Below are 19,348 nucleotides of genomic sequence, written 5' to 3'. Positions count from 1 at the left end.
GTTCAGGCCGCCACGCGCGTCGAACGTTTGCCGGGGCCATCCGCGCCCCGGCAGCTGGCCAAGAAAAAGGCCCCGCCGATCGGATCGGCGGGGCCTTTTCTCTGGGTTGCGACCCGATTGGACTCGGGATGTGCAGCTGTTCTATCGATTGTCAGATGACGAAAAGATGAACCGGCGGACGCAAGTGGTCCGCCGGTTTCCTCGTTTCAGCGCAGCGACACCACGTTGTCGCTCAGGCGCTGGCCGCGGCGGCTGCCGTTGTACTGGCTGGCCATCGGCTCGTCCGACACGGTGTAGGTTTCCACCGCTTCGAAGCCGTTGAACGCGGTCTTCATCGCCGCGCCATAGGCGCCGAGCATGCCGATCTCGATGTAGTCGCCGGCACGGACATCACCGGGCAGCGGGAACGGCCCTTCCATATAGTCCATGTCGTCGCAGGTCGGCCCGTAGAAGCTGAAGTCCTGCGCTTCGGCAGAGCTATCGGCATCGTTGTCCGCCTCGCGCAGCAGACGCACGGGGAAGCGCCAGCCGACGTGGGCCGCATCGAACAGCGCGCCATAGGCGCCGTCGTTGATGAACAGCTCGTTTTCGCGACGCTTTTCCACGCGCACGATGATGGAGTTGTATTCCGCGCAGAGCGCACGGCCCGGTTCGCACCACAGCTCGGCCGAGTAGGACACCGGCAGCGATTCATAAGTGCGGTCGATGAGCGCGAAGTAATCTTCGAGCGGGGGCGGTTCCATGCCCGGATAGACCGAGGGGAAGCCCCCGCCGACATCGATGATGTCCACCGTGACGGCGGCATCGACAATCGCTGCGCGGGCCTTTTCCAGGGCCAGGACATAGGCATGCGGGCTCATCGCCTGGCTGCCCACGTGGAAGCACACGCCCAGGCAATCAGCCAGCTGGCGGGTCTGCTGCAGCAGTTCGCGCGCATCAACCAGATCGCAGCCGAACTTGGAGGCCAAGCTCAGTTCCGAATGTTCCGACGAGACGCGCAGGCGCACGCAAAGCGTCAGATCGCTCGCGCCATCGGTGGCTTCGCGGATCTTTTCGAGTTCGTCGAGCGAATCGAGGCTGAAGGTGCGAACGCCGAACTCGTGATAGGCCTGCGCGATGGCGCGGGGGGCCTTGACCGGGTGCATGAAGCACAGCGTCGCTTGCGGAAGCGTGGCGCGCACCAGCTTCACCTCGGCAATCGAGGCAACATCATAGTGCGTGACGCCGGCATCCCAGAGGATGCGCAGCAGGTCTGGAGAGGGATTCGCTTTGACAGCATAGAGCGACTTGCCCGGAAACTTCTCGACAAAGAAGCGGGCGGCGCGCGCAGCTGCATGCGGGCGGTTCAGAATGGCGGGTTGGTCAGGCGCGGTGGCGCGAACTACAGCCCGTGCATCAGGATGAATGTGCAACTCAAGGGACCCCCAAACGGAACGTGGAACGAAAGCTGCCTTGCGGTTTGGAAGTCCCCATGGGGCAGCGAGGAAGCGCTAAATAAGCCGAAGGGGGCGAACTTCAAGCGAAAAAATCCCCCTTTCACAAATCTGTCACACACCGGGCCACGGGCTGGCGCACGCACGCCCCCGGCGGGCGCACAATGCGCGCAGCAATATGGCAGCAAGCATATGATAAATTTGATTAACTCAGGCGGTCACGGAAATCTTCGTAGGCAAACTTGCGGATCCGATCCAGCTGATCGGTGTTGCTGTCCCACAGCCAGATCGATGGCAAAGGCACGCCGTTGAACGTGGTGGTCTTGACCATCGAATAGTGCGCCTGATCTAGGAAGGCAAAGCGCGTGCCCGGCTCGGCCGCCATAGGCAGGCGATAGTCCCCGATCACGTCGCCGGCGAGGCACGATGGCCCACCCAGCCGCACCGGAGCATCCCCTGCCCCGTCCTCATATTCATCGATCGGCAGTTCGCCGAGCATCGCCGGACGATAGGGAGCCTCGATCACGTCGGGCATGTGGCAGGTGGCGGAAATGTCGGTGATGGCAATGTCCATCCGGTTCCAGTGGCGATCGAGTACGGTGCCCACCAGGATCCCGGCATCGAGCGCCACCGCCTCGCCCGGCTCCAGATAGAGCTCGCAGCCGGTCTGCGCCTTCACGTCGCGCAGGAAGGCGACCAGTTCGTCGCGCTGGTAATCGGCGCGGGTCACGTGGTGCCCGCCGCCAAAGTTCAGCCACTTGAGCTGGCCCAGGAACGGCGCGATGCGCGGGGCAAGCGAATCCCAGGTGCGACGCAGGGGTTCGAAATCCTGCTCGCACAGGGTGTGGAAGTGCAGGCCGGAAACACCCTCGAGATGTTCGGGGCGCAACTGGTCAACCGGAAAGCCCAGGCGCGAATGCGGGGCGCACGGGTCATAGCGCGGGACTTCGCCTTCCTGGTGCAGCGGATTGATCCGCAGCCCCACGTCGAACGCATGGCCGGCGGCGCGCGCCGCCTCCAGCACGGGCTTGAACCGCGCGATCTGGAACGGCGAATTGAAGATCACATGGTCCGAAAGCGCGCAGATCTCGGGCAGGTCTTCGGCCTTGTAGGCCGCGCAGTAGGTCGCGATCTCGCCCTGGTAGTGCTCTGCCGCCAGCTTGGCTTCCCACAGGCCCGAAGTGCACACGCCATCAAGGTATTCGCCCACCACCGGGGCCACCTGCCACATCGAAAAGGCCTTGAGCGCGGCCAGCACCTTGATCCCGGCGCGGTCGCGGATATCGGCCAGCGTAGCCAGGTTGCGCCGCAGCGCCTGGACATCGACGACGAAGGCGGGGCTGTCGACGCGCGACAGGTCGAAATGGGCAAAGGCGCCCGGATCGCCGGCTCTGGTTTCCATGGGTGGGGCCTTTCTGAGGGCTTGGGGCATGGCTTCCACCACCCCCAACCCCCTCCTCTGAAGAGGAGGGGGCTATCGGTATCTTGCTCCCCCTCCGCTTCAGAGGAGGGGTTGGAGGGTGGTGGGGGCCTTACACCCCCTCACCTGCAAATCAGAACTGCAGCGGGCCGCTGAGTTCCTTCACCTGCCAGGGCAGGCCATGCTGGTTAAGCATGTCCATGAACGGATCGGGATCGAGCTGTTCGATGTTGAACACGCCCTCGCCCTTCCACAGGCCCTGCACCACCAGCGCCGCACCGATCATCGCCGGAACGCCGGTGGTATAGCTGATCGCCTGGTTGCCGGTTTCGGCAAAGGCATCTTCATGGTCGCAGATGTTGTAGATGTAGAACGTCTTTTCAACGCCGTCCTTGAGGCCGGTGGCGATATCACCGATGTTGGTCTTGCCCTTGGTGGTGGCGCCCAGCGAGGCCGGTTCCGGCAGCACGGCTTTCAGGAACTGCAAGGGAATGATTTCCTTGCCTTCATAGACCACCGGATCGATCCGCGTCATGCCCACGTTCTGCAGCACGGTGAGGTGCGTGATATAGGCGTCGCCAAACGTCATCCAGAAGCGGATGCGCTCGATTTCGGGCAGGTGCGTCTTCAGGCTTTCGATTTCCTCATGATACATGAGGTACATGTTCTTGGGGCCAACCGCCTCGAAATCGAACTGCTGGCGGATGGTCAGCGCCGGGGTTTCCACCCATTCGCCGTTCAGCCAGTGACGCGCCGGGGCGGTCACTTCGCGGATGTTGATTTCGGGGTTGAAGTTGGTGGCAAAGGCCTGGCCATGGTCGCCGCCGTTGCAATCGAGAATGTCGAGCGTGCGAATCGTGTCGAGCTTGTGCTTCTTGAGCCAGGTGGCGAACACCGAAGTCACGCCCGGATCGAAGCCCGAACCGAGCAGCGCCATCAGGCCCTTTTCCTTGAAGCGTTCCTGATAGGCCCACTGCCACTTGTATTCGAACTTGGCTTCCTCGCGCGGTTCGTAGTTGGCGGTGTCCATATAGTGCACGCCGGCGGCCAGGCACGCGTCCATGATCGTCAGGTCCTGGTACGGCAGCGCCAGGTTGACGACGAGCACGGGCTTCACCTCGTCGATCAGCGCGGTGGTGGCGGCCACGTCGTCGGCGTCGATCTGATAGGTCGCCACGTCGACGCCGGTGCGTTCCTTCACCGAGGCGGCGATCGCGTCGCACTTGCTCTTGGTGCGGCTGGCAAGGGCGATGCCGGTGAAGATATCGGCATTCATCGCCATCTTGTGGACCGCGACCGAGCCGACGCCGCCAGCGCCAATCACAAGAACCTGAGCCATGGTCACTCCATAATCGTCAAAACAGGGGGTTTGGAGGCAGTCCGGCACGGGCTGCCCATCATGGGCAGGGCACATAGGGCAAGCACATGACAAACCCAAGTCCTATTGCACCCCGCGCTTTCGCCCCACCCGGCCGGCGCGGCGCGCCTGCCATAATCCCGCAACGCCACTGTCGTAGAGCGACGCCCATCCATACGAATGGGAAAGGCAAGGCCATGGAATTGCGGAAAAGCCGGGAAAACCCCGGCGCCACCAACCCGATCACCCGCTCGGTCGTGCGCAAGGGTACCGGGATGGCCCATCGCCTGCTGGACCATGCCTTTGCCCAGGCCTTTCGCGGGCTGGTCTATGCCCAGATCTGGGAAGACCCCGAAGTGGACATGGACGCCCTGCAGATTCGGCCCGACAGCCGCGTGGTGGCCATCGCCAGCGGCGGGTGCAACGTGCTGTCCTATCTGGTCGCCGATCCGGCCAGCATCACCGCGGTCGATCTCAACACCGCGCACATCGCGCTCAACAAGCTGAAACTGGCGGCCGCGCAGGGGCTGCCCGATCATGCGCAGTTCCACCGCTTCTTCGCCCAGGCCGACAGCGCGGCCAACATCGCCGCCTATCGCGCGCATCTGCTGCCGCTGCTCGACGAGCCGACGCGGCGCTATTGGGAAGGGCGCGACCTGATCGGCCGGCGGCGCATCGGCGGGTTCGGCAAGGGCATCTACAAGCGCGGGCTGCTGGGGAATTTCATCGGCGTCGCGCACCTTCTGGCCAGGCTCTACCGCATCGACCTGGCCGCGATCCTCGCCGCCCCTACCCAGGATGCACAGCGCGCCGTGTTCGAGCGCGAACTGGCGCCGGTGTTCGACAAGCGCTTCGTGCGCTGGCTGGTCGATCAGCCGGCGGCGCTGTTCGGCCTGGGCATCCCGCCCGCGCAATTCGACGCGCTGGCCGGGGACGAGCCCATGGCGCAAGTGCTGCGCCGCCGGTTGGAAAAGCTGGCGTGCGATTTCCCGGTCGAGGAAAACTATTTCGCCTGGCAGGCCTTTTCGCGCGGCTATTCCCGCAATGGCCAGGGGCCGCTGCCGCCCTACCTCCAGGCGGCGAACTGGCAGGCGGTGCGCGAACGCGCCGATCGCGTTACCGTGCTGCACGCCAATTTCACCGAGCACCTGGCCACCCTGCCCGATGCCTCGCGTGATCGCTACGTCCTGCTCGATGCGCAGGACTGGATGACCGACGAACAACTCAACGCCCTTTGGCAGCAAATCACCCGAACCGCGCGGCCCGGTGCCCGCGTGCTGTTCCGCACCGCGGCGGCGCCCACGTTACTGCCAGGCCGGGTGGCGCCCGAACTGCTCGACCGGTGGACCTATCATGCGCAAGCCAGCGCTGGGTTCACCACGCGCGATCGCTCGTCCATCTATGGCGGGGTGCACCTTTACGAGTTGACCGCGTGACCACCCTGGCCGGGCCCGCGCGCGACCATGCCGCGCTGATGGATGCCATCTATCGGCGGCAGGTGTGGCTCTATGACGCCACGCGCAAATACTATCTGTTCGGGCGCGACCGGCTGATCCGTGACCTTGATGCGCCACCCGGCGCGCGCGTGCTCGAACTGGGCTGCGGCACCGGCCGCAACCTCGCGCTGATCGGGCGACGATGGCCGGGCATGCGCCTCCATGGGATCGACATTTCGCAAGACATGCTCGGTGCGGCGCGGCGGCGGCTGGGGGCGGACGCCCGCCTTGCCCTGGCCGATGCGAGCCAGTTCGATCCGCAAGCCCTGCTGGGCACGCCGCTGTTCGACCGCGTGGTGATTTCCTTTGCGCTGTCGATGATCCCGCCGTGGCAGGACACCATCGCCCAGGCCGCGCATCTGCTGGCCCCGGGCGGATCGCTGCACATGGTCGATTTCCATGATGCTGCCGGCCTGCCAGGGCCGCTGCGGCGTGGGCTGCAGGCATGGCTGGCACGCTTTCACGTCACGCCACGGACCGACCTGGCCACCGTGAGCCGCACACTCGCAGCGCAATCGGGCCTGGTGTGCGACGTTCATACCGGTCCGCTGGGCTATTACCGGCTGGTGACGATGACCCGCGCGCGCTGAGCGGCAGATTTGACAACGCTTGCATGGCAGCGCACAACCCTGTGGATAATGCCTGCGCCGCCTGTGGATAACGTGGGCACGAAAGGGGTTTGGGATGGAGGCGCCGATGCTGGCACCCGCGGCCGTGCTCGTGCTGTGGTCGCTGGTCATGCTGGGCTGGCTTGGGGTGGCGCGCATCCAGGCGTTCGCCCGGACCTCGGGCAAGTTGCACGACCTGCCACCCGGCAGCCGCGGCCAGGAACTCGAGAGTCGCCTGCCGCCAGGTGCCTGCTGGCCATCGCACAACTATGCCCACCTGATGGAGCAGCCCACGCTGTTCTACGCGGTTTGCCTGATCCTGGCAGTGCTGGGCCCGCAGCGCGACGATATCCTGGTGGCCTGGGCCTATGTCTTGCTGCGGGTCATCCATTCGCTGTGGCAGGCGCGCATCAACACGATCCCGGCGCGGCTAGCGCTGTTCGGCGCCGCTACCTTCTGCCTCGTGGCATTGGCCATCCGCGCCGCGGTGCTGGCCCTGCGCATCGATTAGCCGGGCTTACCCTTCGCGCACGAACAGGCTGGCGAGTTCGACGTGGGTGGACCAGCGGAACTGTCCCACCGCTTTCAATCCCGCCAGCCGATAACCGGCAGCCACCAGCGTGGCGGCATCACGCGCCCAACTCGCCGGGTTGCAGCTGATATAGACCAGCCAGCCCACGGTGGACGCGGCGATCTGGGCTACTTGTTCACGCGCACCGGCGCGCGGCGGATCGAGCAGCACCGCGGCAAACCGTTTAAGCTCTTCGGCGCGCAGCGGATTGCGGAACAAGTCGCGGTGCAAGGCATGGACCGGCCTGCCCTTCGTCCGTGCCGCGGCTTGGCACGCCAGATGCGCATCGCGCGCTGCTTCCACCGCCAAGACCTTGGTGCCCGGCCCGGCCAGGGCAAAGGCGAACGTGCCAAGCCCGGCAAAGAGATCGGCCACCGTGGCGGCGCCAGCCAGCCAGCCCTTGGCCGCTTCCACCAGCGCCGCTTCGCCATCGGCCGTCGCCTGAAGAAACGCGCCCGGCGGCAGGCTCACCGCCGTGCCACCCAGAGTCACCGTGGCCGGATCGGGTTCCCACGTCGTTTCCGGGCCATAGCCGGTATCGAGCGTCAGCCGCGCCAAGCCATGGGTGCGGGCAAAATCGAGCAAGGCTTCGGTCTGCGTCAGGTTTTCGGCCGCCAGGCCGAACAGGCCCAGCGCCACGCCCTGGTCGGCCAGGGTCATTTCCACGTCCACCGCCAGCTTGCGATCCTGCCAGCTTTCCAGCAGCGCGCGCAGCGGCGCAACCAGGGCAAGGATTTCCGGCGCAATCACATGGCATTCGCGCATGTCCACGGTCTTGTGGCTGCCACCCTCGCGAAAGCCCAGCACCACGCGGCGGCCAATCGCCTGGCCGTGCAGCGTGGCGCGGCGGCGCGTGCGCGGCGGGGAAAGGTGGGTTGGTTCGGCCACGCCGGGGTCAAGCCCCTGCCCTCGCGCGGCGCCGAGCACGCGGTCGCCCACGTAGTCCCGCAGCGCATCTTCCGACAAGTGCTGCAACTGGCAGCCCCCGCACGCGGGGAAATGGCGGCAGGGCGGCTCCACATGGTTTGGCCCCCAGGTGAGCGTGCCATCGTCTTCCAGCACGTCGCCAGGGGCAGAAAGGGCAACATAGCGCCCATCGGCCGTTGCGCCTTCGCCCTTGGCGGCGACGCGCACGATCGGGGCGCCGCTCACGACAGGGCCTGTCGCAGCGCGCCACCGATGGCATGGGCCAGATCGCCGCTGGTAAAGGCAGGCCCGGCCAGATGCGCAGCTTCGCCATGCAGCCAGAGCGCCTCGTGCGCGGCGCGCGCCGGATCGCGCCGCACGGCCAGCCGGCTTGCCACGGCGCCGGCCAGGACATCGCCCGTGCCCGCCACCGAAAGCCAGGAAGACGCGCGCGGCGCCACCGTCACTTCACCGGCCGGGCTGGCGATCACGCTGTCCGGCCCCTTGAGCATTACCACTGCGCCTGCGGCCTGCGCCAATGCCACGGCGCGGATGCGTCGTTCGCCATGGCCCGAAAGCCCGAAATTCCGTTCCAAAACCTGCATCTCTCCTTCATGCGGGGTCAACACCATCGGCGCACCACGCAGCATATCCCCCTTAAGCATCTTTGGCGCCAGCAAGACCAGCGCATCGGCATCGATCACGGTGGGCTTGCGCGCCGCCAGCACCGCTTCCAGCCTGGCCTTGGCCGCATGGTCGCGCCCCAACCCTGGCCCCACCAGCAAAGCGGCAAAGCGATCGTCGGCCAGATCCGTCTCCAGGGCGCCATGCCGCACGACCAGTTCCGGCGGTGCGCCAGGCAGCCCGGCGTCGGCCGCAAGCACCTGCACATAGCCGGCCCCGCCGCGCAAGGCCGCCGTGGCTGCCAGCAAGGCCGCTCCCGGCATCGCGCCGGCGACGATGCCCAGCAGGCCCCGGCGATACTTGTGCGCGTCAGCGGCGGGCGCCGCCAACACTGGGCGTTGCAGCACCCGCGCCGCGCCTGGCACGGCTTCGACGCCGATATCCACCAGGCGCAACGCACCCATCGTGGCGCAAGCCGGCATGGCAAAGTGGGCATGCTTCCACGCGCCCAGCGCCAGTGTCAGGTGCCAATCGGGAAGCCCTGCATTGAGGCAAGCGCCGCTGTTGCTGTCCACCCCGCTCGGCACGTCAACCGCGATGCGATAGGGGTGATGCGCGGCAAGATCGGTCAGCAGCGCCAGCAATGGCGCATCCAGCGGGCGCGCCAGGCCACTGCCAAACAGGCAATCGACCAGCACACCACTCTCGACGCCCGCTCCGCTTTCCTTGACGCTCCCGGCGTAGAGAGCGCGCGCACGCTGCGCCGCTTCCGTTCGCGGCGGGTGCGGGGCAACGACCTGTACCCGCACGCCTGCATCGGCCAGGTATTGCGCGATGACATAACCATCGCCGCCGTTGTTGCCCGGGCCGCACAGCACCGTCACGCGGCGCCCGGCGGCCACCCGGCGCACCCATTCGCCCGCCCCGCGCCCGGCACGCTGCATCAGCGCGTGAACATCGGTGCCGGCGCCGATCAGCGTCTCTTCCGCCGCGCGCATCTGCGCCACGGTAAGAACTTGGGCGAGATCAGGGTGTCTTGGGCCCATCGGCTTTCACCTTTGCGGGAAAACGATAGCGATCGCCGCCCACGGTCACTTCCAGCCGGCCATCGGCAAGCCATGCGACTTGCGCGGGCACCACGCCATCGGCAGCCACCACGCCGCGCCCGTCGTCCACCTTGAGCAGGCGCCGAAATCCCCCGCCGGGATGATGGACGATCAGCAGATGACGCGTGCCTTCAACCACGGGTTCCACACGGCAATCCCGCTTGAACGCACCGGCGCCGTCGGTGGCGCATTCGATGGTCACCATCGGCGGTTCGGGCGCCGAGCCGGTCCCCTGCCCGCATGCGGCCAGGGCAAAGACCGGCAGCAAGGCGCCCGCGCGCCGCATCAGTTGCGCTTGAGCTGCGACAGATCGCGCACCGCGCCACGCGCGGCGCTGGTCGTCATCGCGGCATAGGCTTGCAGGGCCACGGAAACCTTGCGCGCACGCGGCTTGGCCGGCTGCCAGGCATCGGCACCCTTTGCTTCCATCGCGGCACGGCGGCGGGCCAGTTCGTCTGCCGCAACCAGCACGTCGATCTTGCGTCCGGGAATGTCGATGGCGATCAGGTCCCCATTCTCGACCAGGCCGATATCCCCGCCTTCCGCCGCTTCGGGCGAGACGTGGCCGATCGACAGGCCCGAACTGCCGCCCGAAAAGCGGCCATCGGTCACCAGCGCGCAGGCCTTGCCCAGGCCCTTGGACTTCAAGTAGCTGGTGGGATAGAGCATTTCCTGCATGCCCGGCCCGCCCTTGGGCCCTTCATAGCGGATCAGCACTACGTCGCCTTCCACCACCTGGCCGGTGAGGATTGCGGTCACGGCAGCATCCTGGCTTTCATAGACCTTGGCCGGGCCGGTGAACTTGAGGATGCTTTCATCCACGCCGGCCGTCTTCACGATGCAGCCGTCAGCGGCGATGTTGCCGGCCAGCACGGCCAGACCGCCATCCTGGCTGAATGCATGGGTGGCGCTGCGGATCACGCCGTTTTCGCGGTCCAGATCGAGTTCGGCCCAGCGGCGGCTTTGGCTGAACGCGGTCTGCGTCGGCACGCCACCGGGGGCGGCGCGATAGAATTCCTGGACCGACGGCGCGTTGGTGCGCGCCACGTCCCATTGCGCCAGCGCGTCAGCCATCGTGCGGGCGTGCACGGTCGGCGTGTCGGTGTGCAGCAGCCCGGCGCGATCGAGTTCGCCCAGGATGGCCATGATCCCACCGGCGCGGTGCACGTCTTCCATGTGCACGTCGTTCTTGGCGGGGGCGACCTTGGACAGCACCGGCACGCGGCGCGACAACCGGTCGATATCGGCCATGGTGAAATCCACCCCGGCTTCCTGCGCGGCGGCCAGCAGGTGCAGCACGGTGTTGGTCGAACCGCCCATGGCGATATCGAGGCTCATCGCGTTTTCAAAGGCGCGGAAGTTGGCAATCGCACGCGGCAGAGCCGTCTCGTCACCCTCTTCGTAATAGCGCTTGCACAAGTCCACCGCCAGGCGCCCGGCTTCCAGGAACAGGCGCTGGCGATCGGCATGGGTTGCCAGAGTGGAGCCGTTGCCCGGCAGGGACAGGCCCAGCGCCTCGGTCAGGCAGTTCATCGAATTGGCGGTGAACATGCCCGAGCACGAGCCGCACGTGGGGCAGGCCGAGCGCTCGATATCGGCCACTTCCTCGTCGGTATAGCTGTCGTCGGCGGCGACGATCATCGCGTCGACCAGGTCGAGCGCGTGTTCCTTGCCACGCACGACAACCTTGCCCGCTTCCATCGGCCCGCCCGAAACGAACACCACCGGAATGTTGATGCGCAGCGCCGCCATCAGCATGCCCGGCGTGATCTTGTCGCAGTTGGAAATGCACACCATCGCGTCGGCGCAATGCGCGTTGACCATGTATTCCACGCTATCGGCGATCAGGTCGCGGCTGGGCAACGAATAGAGCATGCCATCGTGGCCCATGGCGATGCCATCGTCCACCGCGATAGTGTTGAATTCCTTGGCTACGCCGCCGGCCGCTTCGATCTCGCGCGCCACCATCTGGCCCAGGTCTTTCAAGTGGACGTGGCCGGGCACGAACTGGGTGAACGAGTTCACCACCGCCACGATCGGCTTGCCGAAATCGCCATCCTTCATCCCCGTGGCGCGCCACAGGCTGCGCGCGCCCGCCATGTTGCGGCCGTGGGTCGAAGTGCGGGAGCGATAGGCGGGCATTGTTCGGAGACTCCAGACGTACAATTCTTTCGCGCCGCGCGGGCGCAAGGACGTGCCCCTACTCCAGGCAAGGGCCAGCGTCCAAGGTTACATTTGCGACTTTTACGCCAGGCCTGCAACCACTACGGGCAAGAGTCTTGCCAGCCGCTCTGCCCACTCGGCCTGGCCGGCGGCGTCACCGATCAGATCCTGGCGCAGTTCCAGGCCCAGATAGGGTCGGCCATGGTCTTCGGCATGGCGGTTCATCGTGGCGTTGAGCAGGCGGCCGGAATAGGGCTGCTGATCGCCCACGCACAGGCCAGGTTCCTGCGCCAGCCAGGGCAGCGCCAGCCGGGCGGCGCGATCGTCCTCATTATACAAAACGCCCACGTGCCAGGGCCGCGCTTGTACCGGATCGCTTGAAAGACGCGGCGTAAAGCTATGGAGTGAAAGGATCAGCGCCGGTTCGTGCGCGGCCAGGATCTGCGCCAGCGCGGCGTGGTAGGGATGGAAGAAGCGCGCCAGCCGTGCCTCGCGCCCGGCATGGTCCAGCATGTTGCCGGGAATGGCGTGGCCATCGCTCGCCACCGGCACTACCGCAGGCGCATCCGCATCGCGGTTGAAATCGCACACCAGGCGGCTCACCCCGCCCTGGAACGCGGCAATGCCAGGCCTCTGCGCCAGCACGGCACCGATCGCCGCCACGCCGATATCGATCGCCATATGCTGGGTCAGCAGCGCCGGATCGATGCCGAGGTCGATATCGCCCGGCACATGGGCGCTGGCGTGGTCCGACACGATCAGCACGCCGCCCTTGGTGGGCGTGCCCAGCAGGGCCCAGGCTTCTTGGCTCATCGCAGCGCTCCTGCCAGCGTCCACCATGCCGCCGGCATGGCCGCCTGCGCTGCATCGCGCGCGGATGCCTGGTCATAAAGCGCAAAGCACGTCGCGCCCGAGCCGGACATGCGCACCACCCAAGCGCCAGTTGCGCGCAGCGCCGCCAGAACATCCCCGATCTGCGGCACCAGCGCCAAGGCTGGCGCTTCCAGGTCGTTGCGCCCTTCGCGCGCGATCGTGCGCAAGTCGCCCTGCGGCAGCGCGCCGCGATCGATCCCGTCCCAACCCTTGAACACGGGGCCGGTGGCGAGCGGAATGCGCGGGTTGACCAGCAAGACCGGGCACCCGGCCAGATCGTTGTCCACCGCTTCCAGTTCCGTTCCCGTGCCCCGGCCGATGCAGGCGCGGCTGGCCACGCAGGCCGGCACATCGGCGCCCAGGGATGCGGCCTTGTCGTGCCAATCGGCCGGCAGTCCCTGGGCTTGCTCCACCAGTCGGAACACCGCGCCGGCATCGGCCGAACCGCCGCCCAACCCGGCCGCCACGGGCAGCCGTTTTTCCAGCGTCACCGCCCAGCCGCCCGCGCGGGGCAGCGTGCCCAGCGCCTTGGCCACGATATTGCCGAACGGATCGGCCAGTTCCCCGCCGAATTCGCCCACCACGCGCAAGGCATCCTGCGCGGCGGGGCTCACCGCCAGTTCGTCGCCCGCGTCGACAAAGGCAAAGGCGGTTTCCAGCTCGTGATAGCCATCCTGGCGCCGCGCCCGCACGTGCAGCGCCAGGTTGATCTTGGCAAAGGCCGTTTCATGCATGCTGTGAAAAACCGGCCCTTACATGTTGGGATAATTGGGGCCGCCGCCGCCTTCTGGCGTCACCCAATCGATGTTCTGCGTCTTGTCCTTGATGTCGCAGGTCTTGCAGTGGACGCAGTTCTGGGCATTGATCTGCAGGCGCGGCGTACCTTCCTCCACGCCCACGAATTCATAGACGCCGGCCGGGCAATAGCGGGCCTCGGGACCGGCATAGAGCGGCAGGTTGACCCGCGTCGGCACCTCGGGGTCTTTCAGCACCAGGTGGCAGGGCTGGTCTTCCTCGTGGTTGGTATAGGAAAACGCCACGCTGGTCAGCCGGTCGAAAGTGATCACGCCGTCGGGCTTGGGATAGGCGATCGGCTTGTAAAGGTCGGCGCGCTGCGTCGCTTCGGCATCGGTATGGTGCTTGAGACCCTTGATCGGATTGATCTTGAGCACGCGGCCCCACATGTCGGCCCCCGCCAGGATCGTGCCCCACGAACCGCCGAACTTGGCCACCAGAGGCTGGGCGTTCTGCACCAGCTTGAGCTCGGTGGCGATCCAGCTGTCGCGCACGGCGGCATCGTATTCCACCATGTCGTCATGCTCGCGGCCCGCCGCTGCCGCCGCCACGATCGCCTCGGCCGCCAGCATCCCGCTTTTCATCGCGGTGTGGCTGCCCTTGATGCGCGGCACGTTGACGAACCCGGCCGAGCAGCCGATCAGCGCCCCGCCCGGGAACGACAGGCGCGGCACCGATTGCCAGCCGCCTTCGTTGATCGCGCGCGCGCCATAGGCCACGCGGCGCCCGCCTTCCAGGATCGCGCGGATATCCGGGTGCTGCTTCCACCGCTGGAATTCCTCGAACGGATAGACATAGGGGTTGGCGTAATCGAGCGCGGTGACAAAGCCCAAGGCCACCTGGTTGTTGGCCTGGTGATAAAGGAACCCGCCGCCCCACGAATTGCTTTCCGAAAGCGGCCAGCCCTGGGTGTGGATCACCCGGCCCGGCACGTGCTTGGCCGGATCGATGTCCCACAACTCCTTGATGCCCAGACCATAGACCTGCGGCTGGCAATCGCGCTCCAGATCGAAATGCTGCTTGAGGCGCTTGGTCAGGTGCCCGCGCGCGCCTTCGGCAAACAGGGTATACTTGGCGTGCAATTCCATGCCGGGCTGGTAATCGCCCTTGTGGCTGCCATCCTTGGCCACGCCCATGTCGCCCGTGGCCACGCCGATCACCGCGCCGCTTTCGTTGAACAGCACTTCGGCCGCCGGGAAGCCGGGGAAGATTTCCACGCCCAGCTCGGTTGCCTGCTCGGCCAGCCAGCGGCACAGGTTGCCCAAGCTGCCGGTGTAGTTCCCATCGTTCGACATGAACGGCGGCATCGGCCAGTGCGGCAGCGCGTATTTCTTCTTCTTGCTCAGCACCCAGTGCCAGTTGTCGGTCACCGGCACTTGCGCCATCGGGCAATCCATCGTGCGCCATTCGGGCAGCAGCTCGTCCAGCGCCTTGGGATCGACCACCGCGCCCGACAGGATGTGGGCGCCGATTTCCGAACCCTTTTCCAGGATGCACACCGTCAGGTCGGGGTTGAGTTGCTTCACCCGGATCGACGCGGCCAGGCCCGCCGGCCCACCACCGACGATCACCACGTCATAAGGCATCGATTCCCGTTCGCTCATCGTCCCCGCTCCATCGCCCATTCCTGCATACCGGGCCTGCTTGGTGCCCGCTCGCATCCGGGCTGTTAATCACGCGATTATGCCGCGCAGCCTTGAAAGCTGGGGCGCCCAAGGTCAATAGGGTGCGCATGACCATCCATCCCATGACACAAAAAGGCATGATGCCGCAGGCTGGCACATGAGCCAGCCAGAGCGGCCACAGCCCCGCCACGATCTTGCCGCGCTGGTCGAAGCCGCGCTGGATTGGTGGGGCGATGCCGGGGTGGACGGCGCCCTGGCCGACACGCCGCAATCCTGGCTGGCCAGCGAACGCAAGGTGGCGGCCAAGGCGGCCGCTGCCGCGCCAGCCTTTGCGCCGCCGCCACCGCCGCCGGCCATGGGCGGCCGGCCTGGCGATTGGCCGCAAACGCTGGAAGAATTCCACCGCTGGTGGCTGGAAACGCCCAGCCTGCCCTTCCCGTCCGCGCGGCGCCTGCCCCCTGCCGGCCCGGCCGACGCGCCGCTGATGATCCTGCTGCCCATGCCCGAGGCAGACGATGCCGACGCGCTGCTCAGCGGGCGTGGCGGCAAGCTGGTCGACGGCATGCTCGCCGCGCTCGGCCTGGCGCGCGAGGCGGTCTATTGCGCGGCGGCGCTGCCCACCCACGTTCCGATGCCCGATTGGGGGCAATTGCGCGAGCAGGGATTGGGCGCATTGCTGGCCCACCACGTCGCCCTGGCCGCGCCCAAACGGGTGCTGATCCTGGGCCGCAGCGGCATTTCAACGCTTCTTGGCCACGACTTGCCGAATAATGCTGCCGCTTTACGAGAGTTTAACCATGACAGGGGATGCGTACCGGCGGTTTTCGCATACGATCTTGCGGCGCTCGTGGCTCGCCCGGCGCACAAGGCGGCTTTGTGGAACCGCTTGCTCGACTGGACGGGAACAGATCTGACGTGATGATCCGGCGCTTTCACCGCGCATGCCTGCCGGCCCTGGCTCTTGCCTGCGCCGCCAGTCTGGCTGCGCCTGCACACGCCAACAGCGCGGCGGCGGAATATTTCCGCAGCCGGGCAGACCGCACGGCCGTGCCCACCCTGCTCAGCCAGGAAGACCGCACCTATTACACCCAGCTTTTCGCCGCGATCGAGCGCCAGGACTGGACCAATGTCCAGACCATGCTCGCGCAGCGCAGCGACGGACCACTGCACGCGGTCGCCCGCGCGCAGTATTACCTCGCCGCCACATCGCCCAAGGCCGATCTCGCCTCGCTGACCGACCTGATCGGCCGTGCGCCCGATCTGCCCTGGGCCGATCAGCTTGGCCGCCTGGCGATGAAGCGCGGCGCCACCGCGCTGCCGATCACCCCCAGTGCGCAGGCCTTCGCCGCGCTGCCCACCACGCCGCGCCGCACCCGCCCGCGCAGCACCGCCGATGGCACGATGCCCGATACCGTGGCCCAGGCGATCCAGGACCGCATCAAGGCGGATGACCCGATGAGCGCGCGCGTGCTGCTCGACGGGATCGACGCCGGCCTTTCGCCCGAAGCCCGCGCCGAATGGCGGCAGAAGGTGGGCTGGAGCTTCTATATCGAGAACGACGATGCCAATGCCCGGCTCGTCGCGCTGTCCGCCACGCAGGGCGGCTCTGGCCCGTGGGTGGCCGAGGCGCTGTGGACCGCGGGCCTTGCCGCCTGGCGGATGGACGATTGCATGGCCGCGGCCGATGCGTTCCAGCAGGCCGCCACGCAGGGCAGCAATCCCGAACTCGTCGCCGCCGGCTATTATTGGTCGAGCCGCGCGCTGGTGCGCTGCCGCCAGCCCGAAAAGGTGGCCAACATGCTGCGCGCCGCCGCGCGCAATGCCGATACGCTTTATGGCATGATGGCGGCAGAGGCGCTGGGCCTGCGCAATGCCACGCCCGCCGCCGCGCCCGACTTTTCCACCGCCGATTGGCAATCGCTGCGCGATGTCAACAACGTGCGCCTGGCCGTGCAACTGGCCGAAATCGGCGCCGATGGCCTGGCCGACGACGTACTGCGCTACCAGGCGCGGATCGGCGCCCCCAGCCAGTATGCCCCGCTTTCGCGCCTGGCGCGTGACCTGGGCCTCCCTTCCACCCAGTTGTGGATGGCCTACAATGCCCCGCCCGGCGCGCGCGCAGACGAAGCCGCCCGCTTTCCGGCGCCCAAGTGGGTTCCGGCCAATGGCTGGAAAGTCGATCCCGCGCTGCTCTTTGCCCATTCGCTGCAGGAATCGAACTTCCGCACCGCCGTGACCAGCCCGGCCGGCGCCAAGGGGCTGATGCAGGTCTTGCCCGGCACCGCGCGCGACATGGCCCGCGCCGATCCGGCCATGCAGGGCCGCGACAGCCAGCTCGACCTGCCCGACGTGAACCTCGCGTTCGGCCAGACCTACCTCACCCGCCTGCGTGACAATGGCGCCACCGGCGGCCTGCTGCCCAAGGTGATCGCCGCCTACAACGCCGGGCCGATGCCGGTGGCGCGCTGGAACAGCCAGGTAAAGGACCAGGGCGATCCGCTGTTGTGGATGGAATCGATCCCCTATTGGGAAACCCGCGGCTATGTATCGGCAGTGATGCGCAACTACTGGATGTATGAACGCCAGGCCGGCGGCCCCTCGGAAAGCCGCATCGGCCTTGTCCAGGGCCTGTGGCCCAAGTTCCCCGGCCTTTCGGGTGCCGACAACGTGCGGGTTGCGCTCAATGGCAATTGACACCACGCGCACGTTCAAGCCGATCCAGATTGCCCTGCTCACCGTTTCGGACACGCGCGGCCCGGATGAAGACACCTCGGGCGACATTCTCGCGCAGCGCATCCGCGACGCCGGGCACAGCCTCGCCGCGCGGGCGCTGGAAAAGGACGATGCCGACCGCATCGCCACGCGGCTGAACAACTGGATCGACGATCCTGCGGTTGACGCCGTGGTGATCACCGGCGGCACCGGGCTGACCGGGCGCGACGTGACGCCCGAAGCGCTAGATCGCGTGAAAACGCGCGATATTCCCGGCTTTGGCGAACTGTTCCGCTGGCTCAGCTACAAAACGATCGGCACCAGCACGATCCAATCCCGCGCCTGCGCGGTGGTGGCGCGCGGCACGTACATCTTCGCCCTGCCCGGCTCGAACGGCGCAGTGAAGGACGGCTGGGACGGCATCCTCGCCGAACAGCTCGACAGCCGCAACCGTCCCTGCAATTTCGTGGAACTGATGCCCAGGCTGCTGGAGAAGTAGCCTCCCCGGCACGGGGAGGAAGTCCTTCCCTTCCGGCAATGTTCTTGCTATGTTCTGCGCAATGCAACCCATCAAAGGCAGGGGTGCGCAGTCTGGCGCGGTGCCCACGCGCTTTGGCCTGGCCGAGCGGGAGGCCGACGGCGACTGGCGCGACATGGCGCAAGCCATCGATGGCGAGGCTCCGCGCCTGCGCACCACGGTCACGCAGGAATTCCCCAAAAGCGTCCTCACTTTCAACGCCTCGCCCGATATTCCCTTCGACCGTTCGGTGAATGCCTATCGCGGGTGCGAGCACGGCTGCATCTATTGCTATGCTCGGCCAACGCATGCCTATCACGATCTCTCGCCCGGCCTCGATTTCGAGACGAAACTGTTTGCCAAGCCCAAGGCAGCCGAACTGTTGCGCAAAGCCTTCGCCAAGTGCGGATACAGCCCGCGCCCACTGGCGATGGGCACCAACACCGATCCCTACCAGCCGATCGAGCGCGACTATCGCATCACGCGCCAGGTGCTGGAACTGTGCCTGGAGGTGGGCCATCCGGTGACGATCACGACCAAGTCGGCCCGCGTCCTCGACGATCTCGACCTGCTGCGCCAGCTCGCGGTGCGGCGCCTGGTGGCGGTGGGCCTTTCGATCACCAGCCTCGATCCGCGCCTGTCGGGCCTGTTGGAGCCGCGCGCCTCCAGCCCAGCCAAGCGGATGGCGGCGCTGGGCACGCTGGTGGAGGCGGGCATCCCTGCTCACGTCGGTGTCTCTCCCGTGATCCCCGCGATCACCGACCAGTTCCTGGAGCAGATCCTGATGGAAGCCGGCGCACTGGGCGTCCGCTCAGCCAGCTGGATCATGCTGCGCCTGCCTCACGAAGTGGCGCCGCTGTTCCGGCAATGGCTGGACGTGCATTTCCCCGATCGCGCCGCCAAGGTGATGCACACGGTGCAATCGATGCGCGGCGGCAAGGATTATGACGCCAGCTTCCACACCCGCATGAAACCCAAGGGTGTCTGGGCCGATCTCATCCACACCCGCTTCCGCCTCGCCCTGCGCAGGGCCGGGATCGTGCAGGAACGGCTGGATCTCGATTGCTCGCAGTTCCGCCCGCCTTCGCGCGATGGGCAGATGGATTTGTTCTGAGCCTTGTGCCCGCGCCCTTCGACGGGCT

General features: G+C 66.7%; 17 protein-coding genes. 7 read left to right on the top strand and 10 right to left on the bottom strand.

Annotated elements, in window-relative coordinates; translation table 11 throughout:
- Positions 1 to 206: 206 nt before the first annotated feature.
- From FHW94_RS06350 to FHW94_RS06340, 3 genes are all read right to left on the bottom strand, one after another.
- Complete coding sequence (locus tag FHW94_RS06350; protein ID WP_168554845.1) at positions 207 to 1,412, bottom strand: type III PLP-dependent enzyme; 1,206 nt, start codon at positions 1,410 to 1,412, stop codon at positions 207 to 209.
- A gap of 226 nt (positions 1,413 to 1,638) precedes the next feature.
- Positions 1,639 to 2,835 carry a carboxynorspermidine decarboxylase gene (locus FHW94_RS06345; RefSeq protein ID WP_168554844.1) on the bottom strand — a complete coding sequence of 399 codons (1,197 nt, stop codon included), beginning with the start codon at positions 2,833 to 2,835 and terminating at the stop codon, positions 1,639 to 1,641.
- Between the two features lie 151 nt (positions 2,836 to 2,986).
- On the bottom strand, positions 2,987 to 4,192 hold the full coding sequence (locus tag FHW94_RS06340; RefSeq protein WP_168554843.1) for a saccharopine dehydrogenase family protein: 1,206 nt from the start codon (positions 4,190 to 4,192) through the stop codon (positions 2,987 to 2,989).
- A gap of 293 nt (positions 4,193 to 4,485) precedes the next feature.
- Between FHW94_RS06340 and FHW94_RS06335 the strand changes: the two genes are divergently transcribed.
- From FHW94_RS06335 to FHW94_RS06325, 3 genes are all read left to right on the top strand, one after another.
- Positions 4,486 to 5,646, top strand: coding sequence for a DUF3419 family protein (locus tag FHW94_RS06335; protein ID WP_246866009.1), 1,161 nt, complete (start codon positions 4,486 to 4,488; stop codon positions 5,644 to 5,646).
- Positions 5,643 to 6,296, top strand: coding sequence for a class I SAM-dependent methyltransferase (locus FHW94_RS06330; protein WP_349237447.1), 654 nt, complete (start codon positions 5,643 to 5,645; stop codon positions 6,294 to 6,296). The genes FHW94_RS06335 and FHW94_RS06330 overlap by 4 nt, the downstream gene beginning before the upstream one ends.
- A gap of 106 nt (positions 6,297 to 6,402) precedes the next feature.
- Positions 6,403 to 6,825, top strand: a complete 423-nt coding sequence (locus FHW94_RS06325) for an MAPEG family protein (RefSeq protein ID WP_349237446.1) — start codon at positions 6,403 to 6,405, stop codon at positions 6,823 to 6,825.
- Between the two features lie 6 nt (positions 6,826 to 6,831).
- On the opposite strand, the gene FHW94_RS06320 is transcribed toward FHW94_RS06325, so the two are convergent.
- The 7 genes from FHW94_RS06320 to FHW94_RS06290 form a co-directional block, all read right to left on the bottom strand.
- Positions 6,832 to 8,037: a class I SAM-dependent RNA methyltransferase gene (locus tag FHW94_RS06320; protein WP_168554840.1), complete on the bottom strand. Its 1,206-nt coding sequence runs from the start codon at positions 8,035 to 8,037 to the stop codon at positions 6,832 to 6,834.
- The gene (locus tag FHW94_RS06315; RefSeq protein WP_168554839.1) at positions 8,034 to 9,461 is read right to left on the bottom strand and encodes an NAD(P)H-hydrate dehydratase; all 1,428 of its coding nucleotides are present in this window, start codon (positions 9,459 to 9,461) and stop codon (positions 8,034 to 8,036) included. The genes FHW94_RS06320 and FHW94_RS06315 overlap by 4 nt, the downstream gene beginning before the upstream one ends.
- Positions 9,442 to 9,807: a hypothetical protein gene (locus FHW94_RS06310; protein WP_168554838.1), complete on the bottom strand. Its 366-nt coding sequence runs from the start codon at positions 9,805 to 9,807 to the stop codon at positions 9,442 to 9,444. Before FHW94_RS06310 ends, FHW94_RS06315 begins: the two co-directional genes overlap by 20 nt.
- Complete coding sequence (ilvD, locus tag FHW94_RS06305; protein ID WP_168554837.1) at positions 9,807 to 11,663, bottom strand: dihydroxy-acid dehydratase; 1,857 nt, start codon at positions 11,661 to 11,663, stop codon at positions 9,807 to 9,809. The genes FHW94_RS06310 and ilvD overlap by 1 nt, the downstream gene beginning before the upstream one ends.
- 102 nt (positions 11,664 to 11,765) lie before the next feature.
- Positions 11,766 to 12,497 carry an N-formylglutamate amidohydrolase gene (locus FHW94_RS06300; RefSeq protein ID WP_168554836.1) on the bottom strand — a complete coding sequence of 244 codons (732 nt, stop codon included), beginning with the start codon at positions 12,495 to 12,497 and terminating at the stop codon, positions 11,766 to 11,768.
- Positions 12,494 to 13,291, bottom strand: a complete 798-nt coding sequence (locus tag FHW94_RS06295; RefSeq protein ID WP_168554835.1) for a 4-(cytidine 5'-diphospho)-2-C-methyl-D-erythritol kinase — start codon at positions 13,289 to 13,291, stop codon at positions 12,494 to 12,496. Before FHW94_RS06295 ends, FHW94_RS06300 begins: the two co-directional genes overlap by 4 nt.
- 18 nt (positions 13,292 to 13,309) lie before the next feature.
- The gene (locus FHW94_RS06290; protein ID WP_168554834.1) at positions 13,310 to 14,956 is read right to left on the bottom strand and encodes an electron transfer flavoprotein-ubiquinone oxidoreductase; all 1,647 of its coding nucleotides are present in this window, start codon (positions 14,954 to 14,956) and stop codon (positions 13,310 to 13,312) included.
- 178 nt (positions 14,957 to 15,134) lie between these two features.
- Here FHW94_RS06290 and FHW94_RS06285 point away from each other — a divergent pair, with 178 nt between their 5' ends.
- From FHW94_RS06285 to FHW94_RS06270, 4 genes are all read left to right on the top strand, one after another.
- Positions 15,135 to 15,896 (top strand): uracil-DNA glycosylase family protein, encoded by a 762-nt coding sequence (locus FHW94_RS06285; protein WP_168554833.1) that lies wholly within the window; start codon positions 15,135 to 15,137, stop codon positions 15,894 to 15,896.
- A complete protein-coding gene (locus FHW94_RS06280) occupies positions 15,896 to 17,671 on the top strand; it encodes a lytic transglycosylase domain-containing protein (protein WP_168554832.1) in 1,776 nt (591 codons plus the stop codon). Before FHW94_RS06285 ends, FHW94_RS06280 begins: the two co-directional genes overlap by 1 nt.
- Entirely contained in the window at positions 17,661 to 18,188 is a 528-nt protein-coding gene (gene moaB / locus FHW94_RS06275; RefSeq protein WP_168554831.1) for a molybdenum cofactor biosynthesis protein B, read from the top strand. Before FHW94_RS06280 ends, moaB begins: the two co-directional genes overlap by 11 nt.
- Positions 18,189 to 18,249: 61 nt before the next feature.
- Positions 18,250 to 19,320, top strand: coding sequence for a PA0069 family radical SAM protein (locus FHW94_RS06270; RefSeq protein ID WP_168554830.1), 1,071 nt, complete (start codon positions 18,250 to 18,252; stop codon positions 19,318 to 19,320).
- Positions 19,321 to 19,348 lie beyond the last annotated feature (28 nt).

Source organism: Novosphingobium sp. SG720 (genome assembly GCF_012275365.1).
Taxonomy (GTDB): domain Bacteria; phylum Pseudomonadota; class Alphaproteobacteria; order Sphingomonadales; family Sphingomonadaceae; genus Novosphingobium; species Novosphingobium rhizosphaerae.
The sequence above is the reverse complement of the archived record's forward strand: the minus strand, read 5'-3'. Positions and strand labels throughout refer to the sequence as shown.

Bases quoted from the DNA above. Each gene is read 5' to 3' on its own strand.
- FHW94_RS06345 (WP_168554844.1), bottom strand. From the start codon at position 2,835: ATGGAAACCAGAGCCGGCGATCCGGGCGCCTTTGCCCATTTCGACCTG.
- FHW94_RS06295 (WP_168554835.1), bottom strand. From the start codon at position 13,291: ATGCATGAAACGGCCTTTGCCAAGATCAACCTGGCGCTGCACGTGCGG.
- moaB (WP_168554831.1), top strand. From the start codon at position 17,661: ATGGCAATTGACACCACGCGCACGTTCAAGCCGATCCAGATTGCCCTG.
- FHW94_RS06280 (WP_168554832.1), top strand. From the start codon at position 15,896: ATGATCCGGCGCTTTCACCGCGCATGCCTGCCGGCCCTGGCTCTTGCC.
- FHW94_RS06270 (WP_168554830.1), top strand. From the start codon at position 18,250: ATGCAACCCATCAAAGGCAGGGGTGCGCAGTCTGGCGCGGTGCCCACG.
- FHW94_RS06335 (WP_246866009.1), top strand. From the start codon at position 4,486: ATGGCCCATCGCCTGCTGGACCATGCCTTTGCCCAGGCCTTTCGCGGG.
- FHW94_RS06285 (WP_168554833.1), top strand. From the start codon at position 15,135: ATGAGCCAGCCAGAGCGGCCACAGCCCCGCCACGATCTTGCCGCGCTG.
- FHW94_RS06310 (WP_168554838.1), bottom strand. From the start codon at position 9,807: ATGCGGCGCGCGGGCGCCTTGCTGCCGGTCTTTGCCCTGGCCGCATGC.
- FHW94_RS06300 (WP_168554836.1), bottom strand. From the start codon at position 12,497: ATGAGCCAAGAAGCCTGGGCCCTGCTGGGCACGCCCACCAAGGGCGGC.
- FHW94_RS06315 (WP_168554839.1), bottom strand. From the start codon at position 9,461: ATGGGCCCAAGACACCCTGATCTCGCCCAAGTTCTTACCGTGGCGCAG.
- FHW94_RS06290 (WP_168554834.1), bottom strand. From the start codon at position 14,956: ATGAGCGAACGGGAATCGATGCCTTATGACGTGGTGATCGTCGGTGGT.
- ilvD (WP_168554837.1), bottom strand. From the start codon at position 11,663: ATGCCCGCCTATCGCTCCCGCACTTCGACCCACGGCCGCAACATGGCG.
- FHW94_RS06325 (WP_349237446.1), top strand. From the start codon at position 6,403: ATGCTGGCACCCGCGGCCGTGCTCGTGCTGTGGTCGCTGGTCATGCTG.
- FHW94_RS06340 (WP_168554843.1), bottom strand. From the start codon at position 4,192: ATGGCTCAGGTTCTTGTGATTGGCGCTGGCGGCGTCGGCTCGGTCGCG.